This is a genomic window from Kaistia defluvii (assembly GCF_026343955.1).
Taxonomy (GTDB): Bacteria; Pseudomonadota; Alphaproteobacteria; order Rhizobiales; family Kaistiaceae; genus Kaistia; species Kaistia defluvii.
The window spans coordinates 40633-53559 of record NZ_JAPKNI010000012.1 but is presented as its reverse complement, the minus strand read 5'-3'; the positions used below and the strand labels follow the sequence as shown (position 1 = coordinate 53559).

General features: G+C 66.2%; 8 protein-coding genes. 2 read left to right on the top strand and 6 right to left on the bottom strand.

Translation table 11 applies throughout. From position 1 onward, the window contains the following. The 4 genes from fdhF to OSH10_RS21590 form a co-directional block, all read right to left on the bottom strand. The gene (fdhF, locus tag OSH10_RS21605; protein WP_266334606.1) at positions 1-2847 is read right to left on the bottom strand and encodes a formate dehydrogenase subunit alpha; all 2847 of its coding nucleotides are present in this window, start codon (positions 2845-2847) and stop codon (positions 1-3) included. A gap of 112 nt (positions 2848-2959) precedes the next feature. After that, positions 2960-4516 carry a formate dehydrogenase beta subunit gene (locus tag OSH10_RS21600; RefSeq protein WP_266334604.1) on the bottom strand — a complete coding sequence of 519 codons (1557 nt, stop codon included), beginning with the start codon at positions 4514-4516 and terminating at the stop codon, positions 2960-2962. Next, positions 4513-4986 (bottom strand): formate dehydrogenase subunit gamma, encoded by a 474-nt coding sequence (locus OSH10_RS21595; RefSeq protein WP_266334602.1) that lies wholly within the window; start codon positions 4984-4986, stop codon positions 4513-4515. The genes OSH10_RS21600 and OSH10_RS21595 overlap by 4 nt, the downstream gene beginning before the upstream one ends. 172 nt (positions 4987-5158) lie before the next feature. Continuing rightward, the gene (locus OSH10_RS21590) at positions 5159-5830 is read right to left on the bottom strand and encodes an invasion associated locus B family protein (protein ID WP_266334600.1); all 672 of its coding nucleotides are present in this window, start codon (positions 5828-5830) and stop codon (positions 5159-5161) included. A gap of 249 nt (positions 5831-6079) precedes the next feature. On the opposite strand from OSH10_RS21590, the gene OSH10_RS21585 reads away from it, so the two are divergent. Next, entirely contained in the window at positions 6080-7912 is a 1833-nt protein-coding gene (locus OSH10_RS21585; RefSeq protein WP_266334598.1) for an extracellular solute-binding protein, read from the top strand. Between the two features lie 139 nt (positions 7913-8051). Here the strand turns inward: OSH10_RS21585 and mfd are convergent, their stop codons facing one another. Next, entirely contained in the window at positions 8052-11555 is a 3504-nt protein-coding gene (mfd, locus tag OSH10_RS21580; protein WP_266334596.1) for a transcription-repair coupling factor, read from the bottom strand. A gap of 5 nt (positions 11556-11560) precedes the next feature. Then, entirely contained in the window at positions 11561-11848 is a 288-nt protein-coding gene (locus OSH10_RS21575; protein WP_266334594.1) for an FAD assembly factor SdhE, read from the bottom strand. Positions 11849-12341: 493 nt separating this feature from the next. Between OSH10_RS21575 and OSH10_RS21570 the strand changes: the two genes are divergently transcribed. Continuing rightward, positions 12342-12926, top strand: a complete 585-nt coding sequence (locus tag OSH10_RS21570; RefSeq protein ID WP_266334592.1) for a DUF6101 family protein — start codon at positions 12342-12344, stop codon at positions 12924-12926. Position 12927: the final 1 nt, after the last annotated feature.

Here is a 12927-nt window from a genome sequence, read left to right as displayed (position 1 = left end):
CTACTCCGCCGCCTCGACATGCGGCGCGATCCGGCGGCTTTGGCGGGCCTGCTCGTCATAGTCTTCCTGCCAGGCGGTCGGACCGTTGGAAGGCATGACCTGTACCGCCGTCACCTTGTATTCCGGGCAATTGGTGGCCCAGTCGGAGAAGTCGGTGGTGACGACATTCGCCTGGGTGCCGGGGTGATGGAAGGTCGTGTAGACGACACCCGGCGCGACGCGCTCGGTGATCAGCGCGCGCAGGCTGGTCTCGCCGGACCGGCTGGCGAGCTTGACCCACTGGCCGGCCTGGATGCCGCGCTGCTCGGCGTCGTGCGGATGGATCTCCAGCCGGTCCTCGCCATGCCAGACGACATTCTCGGTCCGCCGCGTCTGCGCGCCCACATTGTATTGCGACAGGATGCGCCCGGTGGTGAGCAGCAGCGGGAAGCGCGGGCCGGTGCGCTCGTCGGTCGCGACATATTCGGTGACCATGAAGCGGCCCTTGCCGCGCACGAAGCCATCGATATGCATGACCGGCGTGCCCAGCGGCGCCTTCTCGTTGCAGGGCCACTGCACCGAGCCCTCGGCGTCGAGCTTGGCGTAGGAGACGCCTGAAAAACTCGGCGTCAGCGCCGCGATCTCGTCCATGATCTCGGACGGATGGGCGTAGTGCATGTCGAAGCCCATGGCCTGGGCGATATCGAGCGTGATCTCCCAGTCCGCCTTGCCGGATTTCGACGGCATTACCTTGCGCACGCGCTGGATGCGCCGCTCGGCATTGGTGAAGGTGCCGTCCTTCTCCAGGAAGGTCGAGCCCGGCAGGAAAACATGCGCGTAATTGGCCGTCTCGTTCAGGAACAGGTCCTGCACGACGACGCATTCCATCGCCGCGAGGCCGGCCGCGACATGGCGGGTGTCCGGGTCGGACTGCAGGATGTCCTCGCCCTGGACATAGAGGCCCTTGAAGATGCCGTCGACGGCTGCGTCGAGCATGTTGGGGATGCGCAGGCCCGGCTCGCTGTCCAAGGCCACGCCCCAGAGCGATTCGAACAATTGCCGCGTGTCGTCGCCCGAGACATGGCGATAGCCGGAGAACTCGTGCGGGAACGAGCCCATGTCGCATGCGCCCTGGACGTTGTTCTGGCCGCGCAGCGGGTTCACGCCGACGCCGGGGCGGCCGATATTGCCGGTTGCCATGGCGAGGTTGGCGATCGCCATCACCGTGGTCGAGCCCTGGCTGTGCTCGGTGACGCCGAGGCCGTAATAGATCGCGCCATTGCCCCCGGTGGCGTAGAGCCGGGCCGCCGCGCGAATGTCCTCGGCCGGAACGCCGCAAAGCTCGGCGATCGCCTCCGGGCTGTGGCGCGGGTCGGCGACGAAACTGGCCCAGTCCTGGAACTCGTCCCAGTCGCAGCGCTCGCGCACGAAGGCCTCGTCGGCCAGCCCCTCGGTCACGATGACATGGGCGAGTGCCGTCAGCACGGCGACGTTGGTGCCAGGGCGCAGCGGCAGGTGATAGGACGCCTCGACATGCGGCATGCGCACGAGGTCGATGCGGCGCGGATCGAGCACGATCAGCTTCGCGCCCTCGCGCAGACGCTTCTTCATGCGCGAGCCGAAGACGGGATGCGCGTCGGTCGGGTTGGCGCCGATCAGCAGGATGACGTCGGACTGCTCGACCGAATCGAAATCCTGCGTGCCCGCCGAGGTGCCATAAGTCTGGCTCAGGCCATAGCCGGTCGGTGAATGGCAGACCCGGGCGCAGGTATCGACATTGTTGTTGCCGAAGCCGCCGCGGATCAATTTCTGGACGAGGAAGGTCTCCTCGTTGGTGCAGCGCGACGAGGTAATGCCGCCGATCGACAGCCGGCCATATTTGGCCTGGATGCGCTTGAACTCGGACGCCGTGTGGGCGATCGCCTCTTCCCACGACACTTCGCGCCAGGGCTGGTCGATGCTTTCGCGGATCATCGGGTTGAGGATGCGCTCCTTGTGGCTGGCATAGCCCCAGGCGAAGCGTCCCTTGACGCAGGAATGGCCCCGGTTCGCCTTGCCGTCCTTCCAGGGCACCATGCGGACGACCTCGTTGCCGCGCATCTCGGCCTTGAAGGTGCAGCCGACGCCGCAATAGGCGCAGGTGGTGATGACCGAATGCTCGGGCTGGCCGATCTCGATCACCATCTTTTCCGTCAGGGTCGCGGTCGGGCAGGCCTGCACGCAGGCGCCGCAGGAAACGCATTCCGAGCCGAGGAAGCTCTCTTCCATGCCGGGAGAAACGACGGAATCAAAGCCGCGCCCGGCAATCGTCAGCGCGAAGGTGCCCTGCACCTCCTCGCAGGCGCGCACGCAGCGCGAGCACACGATGCATTTGGACGGGTCGTAGGTGAAATAGGGGTTCGACTCGTCGAGGCCCGGATTGGGGTGGTTGTGCCCCTCATGGCCGTAGCGAACGTCGCGCAATCCGACCGCGCCCGCCATGTCCTGCAGTTCGCAATCGCCATTGGCGGCGCAGGTCAGGCAGTCGAGCGGATGGTCGGAGATGTAGAGCTCCATCACGCCCTTGCGCAGCCGCTTCAGCCGGTCCGTCTGGGTCTTCACCACCATGCCTGGCATCACCGGCGTGGTGCAGGAGGCGGGCGTTCCCGCCCTGCCCTCGATCTCGACCAGGCAAAGGCGGCAGGAGCCGAACGCCTCGACCATGTCGGTGGCGCAGAGCTTCGGGATCGCCGTGCCCATCTCGCTGGCGGCGCGCATGATCGAGGTGCCTTTCGGCACGGTCATGGTCTCGCCATCGATGGTCAGCGTCACCATCGTTTCGGACTTGGAGCGCGGCGTGCCGTGATCGATCTCGTGGATGAGCGACATGGCGATCTCCTAAAAGCGTTTTCAAGCGAAGTGTGTAACGGTTCGCGTGAAGAAAACGCGTCAAAGCAAGGAGCTAGATTATCTCGCCGTTTCTCCGAAACGGCGAGATAATCTAGCGTGCGGCTTCGAGGACCGGCGTCGTGGCGCCGAAATCCTCGGGGAAATGGTGGAGCGCACTCATGACAGGATAGGGCGTAAAGCCGCCAAGTGCACAGAGGGACCCGAATTTCATCGTGTGGCAGAGGTCTTCGAGCACGACGAGGTTCTTCTCGCGGTCTTCGCCACGCATGATCCTGTCGACCGTCTCGACCCCGCGCGTCGAACCGATGCGGCAGGGCGTACACTTGCCGCAGGATTCGAGCGCGCAGAATTCCATCGCGAAACGCGCCTGCTTCGCCATGTCGACCGTGTCGTCGAAGACGACGATGCCGCCATGGCCGATCAGGCCGTCCTTGCCCGCGAAGGCTTCGTAGTCGAACGGCGTATCGAACAGGGCGCGCGGGAAATAGGCGCCGAGCGGCCCGCCGACCTGCACGGCCCGAACCGGCCGGCCGGACGCCGTGCCACCGCCGATCTCGTCGACCAGTTCGCCGAGCGTGACGCCGAAGGCGACCTCATAGAGGCCGCCATGCTTCACATTGCCGGCGATCTGGATCGGCATCGTCCCGCGCGAGCGGCCCATGCCGAAATCGCGATAGGCCGCAGCGCCCTCGGCGAGGATGATCGGCACGGTGGCCAGCGAGATGACGTTGTTGATGACGGTCGGCTTGCCGAACAGGCCCTTGTGCGCCGGCAGCGGCGGCTTGGCCCGCACGACGCCGCGCCGGCCCTCGAGGCTCTCGAGCAGCGCGGTCTCCTCGCCGCAGACATAGGCCCCTGCACCGACCCGCACTTCCATGTCGAAGTCGAAGGCGGAGCCGGCAACCGCCCGGCCCAGATAGCCCGCCGCGCGGGCAGTCCGGATCGCTTCTTCCATCCTCGCGACGGCATGCGGGTATTCCGAGCGGATATAGAGATAGCCGCGCGTCGCGCCGACGGCGATACCTGATATCGTCATGCCCTCGATCATCACGAACGGATCGCCCTCGATGATCATGCGATCGGCGAAGGTGCCGCTGTCGCCCTCATCGGCATTGCAGACGATGTATTTCTGCTCGGCTTGGGTCGCGGCGACCGTGCGCCACTTGATTCCGGTCGGGAAGCCTGCGCCGCCGCGACCGCGCAGGCCGGATTGAACGACCGCCTCGATCGTCGCTTCCGCGCCAAGGGCGAGCGCGTTCTCCAGCCCCTTGTAGCCGCCATGGGCGCGATAGTCCTCCAGCGAACGGGGATCGACGATGCCGCAGCGCGCGAAGGTCAGGCGCGTCTGGCGCTTCAGCCAGGGGATCTCTTCCGTTGGCCCGAGCAGAAGCGCATGCGGCTCACCGGCTAGCATGGCCTCGAGCAGCGCCGGGACGTCGTCGGCCGAGACCGGGCCATAGGCGACGCGGCCGGCGGCCGTCTCGACCTCGACCATCGGCTCCAGCCAGTACAGGCCGCGCGATCCGTTGCGGACGATGTCGAGCGTCAGCCCCTTGGCCGTCGCCGCCGCCTCGAACGCCGTGGCGACCTCGTCCGCGCCGACCGCGACCGCACCGGCATCGCCGGGAATGAAGAACCGCGCGCTCACGCCTGCGTCTCCGAAACCAGGCGATCCAGCCGCCGCGCGTCGAGCCTGCCGATCACGCGGCCATCCAGCATGGCGGAGGGCGCGGTGGCGCAAAGCCCGAGGCAATAGATCGGCTCCAGGGTGACGCGACCGTCCGGCGTGGTCTCGCCGAACCGGATGCCGAGCGCCTGTTCCGCGCGGGTCGCGAGCGCATCGGCGCCCATCGACTGGCACGCCTCGGCCCGGCACAGCTTCAGCACGTGGCGCCCGGCCGGCTTGCGGCGGAAGTCATGATAGAAGGTGACGACGCCATGCACCTCGGCGCGCGACAGGTTCAGCGCTTCGGCGATCATCGGTTCGACGGCTTCCGGCACGAAGCCGAACGTCGCCTGGATGGCATGGAGGATCGGAAGGGCCGGACCCTCGCAATCCAATTGGGCTGCGATGATCTCGGCGGCGCGCGCTGCGCTCCATGGCTCGGGGGAATTCACGACGAACGACCACTCCCAAATTAGAATCGTCGCAAGGTGCCGCTAATCCCCGACGCAATCAACCGTCCGATCGCTCCGGCAAGCGATGCGACGCCAGGTTGTACCCTGTTGGCCCTGAAACAAAAAAGGCGCGCCCTCGCGGACGCGCCTTTTCGATCGAGGGATCGGCGGCTCAGTTGGCGGAGCCGCGTTCCTTGTTCTGCTGCTCGATGAGCTTCTTGCGGTTCTCTTCGGCGTTCTTCTGCAACTGGTCCTGCAGGGCGTCGCGGCGCGCCTTGCCGGCAGCGCGGTCGAGGCCCTCGCCATCCACCACCTTGGTGAAGCCGGCGAGCGAGAACGGGAAGACCATCGGCTTGCCCTGCGGGTTGAGCGAGATCGCGGTGACCTTGCCGCCCTTCTTCATCGATGCGACGAAGGCCGCGTCGATCTCGGCCTGGGCGTAGCAGACGCTCGGCTCGCAGACGACGTATTTCAGCTCGGCCGGCTTGTTCTGGTCAACCTGAACGCGCAGGCCCGGCTGGATCAGCTGGCCGGTGAGCACGACGGCGGTCAGCGCCATCTTCGGCTCGCCCTCGAGCTGGCGGATCTGCAGCGAAGCGATGAACTGGTTCGTCTCGGCGCGAAGTTCCTGCGAGGTGATGCAGAGCTTCTTCTTGGACTGCGGGTCCTGGCCGCACTCCTTGACCCAGGGAGACGCCGGCGGCGCTGCGTTGGCAGCAGCGGCGGGCGCCTTGGCGGCGGGAGCGTCCTGGGCGAAAGCCACCGGAGCGGACAGCGCCATGATCAGCGCGGCAGCAGCCAGATGCGGCACCCGAACCAGGCCAGAATTCCAACGATGCGACATCGAGCGTGTCCTTGCGTTTATCTCAAAACCCTGCGCTTCGGCGACCGACGGTTCCTGCTGATGTCACAGGCTGCCATGCGCCGAGGCTGGATGACCAGCAATTGAGGCGACACGGTGACGGAGAAGCTTCGGCGCATCAATAGCCGGACCACGCTTGGATTTCTAGCTGGCACAAGATTGCCCCAGTGCTCGTGCTACGCTTTTTTTCATTCGATTCGAGGCCCGAGGCCTTTTCGGGAGGAGTTTGTCATGCCGATCGGCACCCTTTGGCCCAAGGCCGCTATCCTTGCTTTCGCAGCTTTTGCTACCTTGCCGTGCGTCGGGACCGCCCTGGCGGAGCCGCGCCATGGGCTCGCCATGCATGGCGAGCCCAAGCTGCCGGCGGATTTCGACCACCTGCCCTATGCCGATCCCGCCGCGCCGAAGGGAGGCAGAATCACCTACGCCTTCGTCGGCAGCTATGACAGCCTCAACCCGTTCATCGTGAAGGGCGCGGAGACGACGGCGCGCGGCATCTGGGACGTTTCGCTCGGCAACAACGTGTTCGAGGCGCTGATGACGCGCAACCGCGACGAGGCCTTCACGCTTTACGGCCTGCTGGCCGAGAGCGTCGACGTCCCGGATGATCGCAGTTCGATCACCTTCAACCTCAATCCCAAGGCGCGGTTCTCGGATGGCCAGCCGGTGACGCCCGAAGACGTCATCTTCACGCTCGAGATCCTGCGCGACAAGGGGCGCCCGAACTACCGCTCCTGGTATTCCAAGGTGAAGACGATCGAGAAGGTCGGCGAGCATGGCGTCCACATGACCTTCGGCGACGGCGCCGACCGCGAATTGCCGCTGCTGATCGGCCTGATGCCGATCCTGCCGAAGCACGCCACCGACGTCGAGAATTTCGACCGCTCAACCCTGAAGCCGCTGATCGGCAGCGGCCCCTATCTGATGGGCGACATCAAGCCCGGCGAGCGCTTCACGCTGAAGCGCGATCCGAACTACTGGGGCAAGGACCTGCCGATCAAGCGTGGCTTCGACAATTTCGGCGAGATCCGCATCGACTATTACCGCAGCCGCAGCTCGATGTTCGAGGCTTTCAAGAAGGGCCTTTACGACGTCAACGCCGAGGCCGACCCGGCCACCTGGCGCAGCGGCTATGACTTCCCGGCCGTCGCCGACGGGCGCGTGGTCAAGGAGAGCTTCGAGACCGGCGTGCCGAAGGGCATGCTCGGCTTCGCCATGAACACTCGCCGGCCGATCTTCGAGGATGTGCGCGTGCGCAAGGCGCTGGCCTCGCTGCTCGATTTCGAATGGCTCGACAAGAACCTGTTCTTCGGCGTCTACCAGCGCAATGCCAGCTATTTCGAAGGTTCCGAGCTGTCGTCGATCGGCATCCCGGCTTCCGACAAGGAAAAGGCGCTGCTGGCCGAATTCCCAGGCGCGGTGGAGCCCGACGTGCTCGACGGCACCTACCGCCCGGCGAAGAGCGACGGCACCGGCGGCGACCGCAAGCTGCTGCGCTCGGCGCTCGACCTGCTGCAATCCGCCGGATACGAGCTGAAGGGCAATACGCTGATCAACACGGCCACCGGCCAGCCGCTGGCCTTCGAGCTGCTGCTCAAGGACCGCGAGCAGGAGCGCGTCGGCCTCGCTTATGCCCGCACGCTGGCGCGCGTCGGAATCAAGGCGACCATCCGCACGGTCGATTCGGCGCAATACGAGCGCCGCGTGCAGGAATTCGACTTCGACATGATCATGACGTCCTGGCCATCTTCGCTGTCGCCCGGCAACGAGCAGAACTTCCGCTGGTCCAGCACCCAGGCGGACGTGATCGGCTCCTACAATTATGTCGGCGCCAAGAGCCCGGCGATCGACGCGATGCTGAAGGACATTCTCTCGGCCGAGAAGCGGGAGGATTTCATCGAGTCGGTCCGCGCGCTCGATCGCGTGCTGATCTCGCAGCACTATGTCGTGCCGCTCTATTACCTGCCGGAGCAGTGGGTCGCCCGCTGGGCCCGCGTCGACCACCCCGAAAAGCAGGCGATCGCCGGCTACACCTACCCGACCTGGTACCAGACGGCGCCGTGAGGCGGGCCTGGACGCTTTCTCAGCCTGGGCGGACGTGGCGGCATCGTCAGTGCCGGACCTTCACCTCTCCCTGAGGGATAGGTGAAGGTTGTGCCCGGTACGGACCCGCCGTGCGTCCCACGCTTATCTGTAGCCAAGCCTAAGCTGCCTTCTTGCGGCCTTCCTCGGCCATGCGGGCGAGCTGGGTCAGGATCACGGCGGTGCCCTTGAGGCGCTGCTCCGGCTTTTCCCAGTCGCGGATCAGCACGATCTTCTGGTCCGGGCGAACCTTGGCCAGGCTGCCCTGCTCGCCGATATAGCGGATCAGACCGGCCGGATTGGCGAAGGTCGAGTTGCGGAAGGCGATGACGATGCCCTTGGGGCCGGCATCGACCTTCTCGACATTCGCCTTGCGGCACAGCGCCTTGATGTAGACGATCTTGAGCAGGTGCTCGACCTCGTCCGGCAACGGGCCAAAGCGGTCGATCAGCTCCGCGCCGAAGCTGTCGATCTGCTCCGGCTCTTCCAGGTCGCCAAGGCGGCGATAGAGCGACAGGCGCAGCTGCAGGTCCGGCACATAGGTCTCCGGCAGCATGACCGGCGTACCGACCGTGATCTGCGGCGACCAGCGGCCATCGGATTCCGTCTCCTCCGTGCCGCCATCGCGAAGCGCCGCCACGGCCTCCTCCAGCATCTGCTGATAAAGCTCGAAGCCGACTTCCTTGATATGGCCCGACTGTTCCTCGCCGAGCAGATTGCCGGCGCCGCGAATGTCGAGATCGTGGCTCGCCAGTTGGAAGCCGGCGCCCAGCGTGTCGAGCGACTGCAGCACCTTGAGCCGGCGATCCGCCATCGCCGTCAGGCGCTTCTCGGCCGGCACAGTGAACAGCGCATAGGCGCGCGTCTTCGAGCGGCCGACGCGGCCGCGCAGCTGGTAGAGCTGCGCCAGGCCAAACATGTCAGCGCGGTGCACGATCAGCGTATTGGCGGTCGGAATATCGAGCCCGGATTCGACGATCGTGGTCGAGAGCAGCACGTCATAGGCGCCCTCGTAGAACGCCGTCATGATGTCCTCGAGCTCGGTCGGCGGCATCTGGCCATGCGCAATGGCGACCTTCACCTCGGGCACGAACTTTTCCAGGAATTCCTTGCGGTCGGCGAGGTCGGAGAGGCGCGGACAGACATAGAAGCTCTGGCCGCCGCGATAGCGCTCGCGCAGCAGCGCCTCGCGAACCACCAGCGCGTCGAACGGCGAAATGAAGGTCCGGACCGCCATGCGGTCGACCGGCGGCGTGGTGATCAGCGACAGCTCGCGGACGCCCGTCAGGGCCAGCTGCAGCGTGCGCGGGATCGGCGTGGCGGACAGCGTCAGCACATGCACGTCGGCGCGGATCTCCTTCAGCCGCTCCTTGTGCTTGACGCCGAAATGCTGCTCCTCGTCGATGATCAGCAGGCCGAGGTCGCGGAACTCGATGCCCTTGCCAAGCAGCGCATGCGTGCCGACGACGATATCGACCTGGCCTTCCTTGATGCCCTTCTTGGTTTCCGCCAGATCCTTGGCCGAGACGAGGCGCGAGGCCTGCTCGACGCGGATCGGGAAACCGGCGAAGCGGGCCTGGAAGGTGCGGAAATGCTGGCGCGACAGCAGCGTCGTCGGCACGACCACCGCCACCTGCTTGCCGCTCATCACCGCGACGAAGGCCGCGCGCAGCGCCACTTCCGTCTTGCCGAAGCCGACATCGCCGCAGATCAGACGGTCCATCGGCGTGCCGGCGCCGAGATCCGAAATGACCGCCTCGATGGCGGCGAGCTGGTCTTCCGTCTCCTCATAGGGGAAACGGGCGGCGAACTCGTCATAGAGGCCATCGGCCGGCGCCAAGGGTTCGGCATGACGCATGGCACGCTGCGCGGCGACCTTAATCAGCTGCCCCGCCATGTCGCGGATGCGCTGCTTCAGCTTGGCCTTGCGCGCCTGCCAGGCGACGCCGCCGAGCTTGTCGAGCGTCGCCTCGGTATCTTCCGAGCCATAGCGCGACAGCAGCTCGATGTTCTCGACCGGCAGATAGAGCCGGTCGCCGCCCTGATAGACGATCTCCAGGCAATCATGCGGCGCGCCGGCGGCCGTGATCGTCTTCAGCCCGGTGAAGCGGCCGATGCCGTGGTCGACATGGACGACGATGTCGCCCTCCGAAAGGCCGGTCACTTCGCTGAGGAAGTCGGAGGCGCGCTTCGAGCGCTTGCGCGGGCGCACCAAGCGGTCGCCCAGGATGTCCTGCTCGCCGATGATGACCATGTCCGGCGTCTCAAAGCCGGCTTCCAGGCCGAGCACGCCAAGTCCGACGACGCCCTTGCCGAGCTTTTCGGCAGAGGCCCAGTCGTCGATCCGCTCCACCCGCTTCAGGCCGTGATCGTCGAGCACCTGGGCCAGGCGGTCGCGCGCGCCGTCGCTCCAGGAAGCGATGATGACGCGCTTCTTCTCGCGCAGCCCGCCGATATGGGCGATGACCGCGTCGAAGACGTTGACGTCGCCGGCGGTGCGTTCGGCCGCGAAGGTGCGGCCATGCCGGCCGCCGAGATCGGCGACCATGGTGTCGTCGGGCTCGGCGAACGGCGTCATGCGCAGCAGCGGCGCCGTCTTCTCGCGGTCCTGCCATTCCTCGCGGGTCAGATAGAGCTGGTCCGGCGGCACCGGCCGGTAGGGCACGCCGCCCTGCGCCTGCCCCATGCCGCTCTTGCGCGCGTCGTAATGGTCCTTGATGTCGTCGAAACGCTCGGCGATCGCTTCCTCGACCAGATGGTCGAGCACCAGCGGCGCATCGGGCAGGTAGTCGAAGATCGTGTCGAGACCGTCGACGAACAGCGGCAGCCAATGCTCGACGCCGGTATAGCGGCGGCCATCGCTGACGGACTGGTAGAGCAGGTCTTCGCGGTCGGTCGCGCCGAACATCGCCACATAGCGCGCGCGGAAGCGGGCGATCGCCTCGGGCGAGAGCACCAGTTCGCTCATCGGGACGAGGTCGAGGCGCTTCTTCTGCGCCACGGTGCGCTGGCTCTCGACATCGAAGGAGCGGATCGAATCAACGGTATCGCCGAAGAAATCGACGCGGACCGGCTCGCCCTGACCGGCGGCGAACAGATCGATGATGCCGCCGCGCACGGCATATTCGCCGGCCTCGCGCACGGTCGAGGTACGCAGGAAGCCGTTGTCCTCCAGCCAGCCGACAAGCCGGTCCATCGACATCTGGTTGCCGCTGGCGATCGAGAGGCTCTGGCGCGCGACCTGGTCGCGGCGTGGCAGGCGCTGCACGGCGGCATTGACGGTGGTGAGCACGACCAGCGCGCGCCCCTTCACCGGCTGGTAATTGGCGAGATAGGAAAGCGCCGCCATGCGTTGCGCCACGACAGCCGTATTCGGCGACACGCGGTCATAAGGCATGCAGTCCCAGGCCGGCAGCGCCACGACCTCGGTCCCGGGCGAAAAGAAGCGCATCGCCTGTTCGAGATCGGCCATGCGGTTGCCGTCACGCGCGACGACCAGGACGAAGGGCAGCCCTTCGCGTGCGGCGAGCGCTGCGATATCGGCGACGACCTTACCGTCAAAACCGTCGGGAACGCCCGAAAGCACCGTCGACGGACGGCCGAGAATGTACGGGAATGTGACCATTACGCCTAACGGGGAGTGGCGCCGGTAAAGGCGGCGAGCTTCTGGAAGAATGCGGTATTGACGTCGTCCGGCGTCGGGGCTTCTCCCGTCAGCCAGATCAGCAGATCGCGATCCTGTTCCTCCATCAGACTTTCCAGGAGGTCGAGTTCGCCATCATCAAGCGTTGCGATATGGGCATCGGCGAAGCGGCCGAGGATCAGGTCCATCTCGCGCATGCCGCGATGCCAGCAGCGAAAATGGGTACGCCGGCGGCGAACGTCCAGCCCGTCGCTCGACAATGTCGTGCCGCTCATCCTTCACTCCGCCGCTCATGTCCGATGCGGCGTGATATAGCCCCCCGGCAGCCCGTTGTCAGCCTCGCAGGCCCGATGCCGATCAACGCCGCTGCGCGAGCCTCGGGCATTCACGCATCGAAGGCGGGTCCGCGACAAAAGTTGACGCTCCCCGACCGGCAGCCGGCCTTGCCCACAGGCACGGCGCGAGAGACGTCCCCCACCCCTCGCCTTGTCCCCCGCCAGACCATAGGAAGCGCCTCCCGGCGCAAACCGCAGGCTACCGCCATTGCCGCGCCGCGCGCCTTATTTCAGCAAGTTTTCGTCAACCGTCTTCGATCACCAGACGCTAACCCTGCCCGTCATCGCCGGGCCGTTAACCATGTCTCTTAAGCTCTGGGGGGCGGATCGCATGGCATTGTCGCTTCAACGAAGAGCGGCCCAGCCAACCGGGCCAACCCCTTTAAGGTTCCGTTAACCGGACCGAAGCGAGGCAGTGATGGAGTGCAAGGCAATGGCAAACGCAACGGTTCAGGCGGCACATGGCGCTCGTGGCAACGACCTGCGCCTCGACCCCTTCGCGCTGCCGGTCCGCTACTCCGCCACTCTCGCCGGTCCGGCTTCCGCCACCACGCCGGCCGTCTACATCGATCGTGAACTCGCCATCGTCAAGCGTCGCCTCGGCGGCATCCCGACCACCCTCTCCACCCCGGTCAGCGCCTTCCGCGGCGTCGCCGTGCGGATGACCGGCGATGCCGAGACCGGGGCGATCCGCACCACCGTCGAACTGATGCACCGCGATCCCGCCATGTCGCTGCCGCTGGTCGTCGTCGAAGACCTCGGCGATGGCGAGGACGTGGCCGCCGATTGGCAGGCCTGGGGTCGCGCGCTCGGTCTGCCGCTGCTGATCGTCGACACGGACGGCACGATTCGCGCGCCGCTCGACCAGATGGGTCCGCTCGTGGTCGGCCAGCCCAAGTCCCGCCGCGCACCCTCCTCGCTCAAGGGGCGCCGCCCGCGCTTCCTCAAGCGTCGCAAGACCGGCTTCTACAAGGAAGTCGAGACGCTCTACGGCCGCGAGATCATCGCCCGCGACTGAA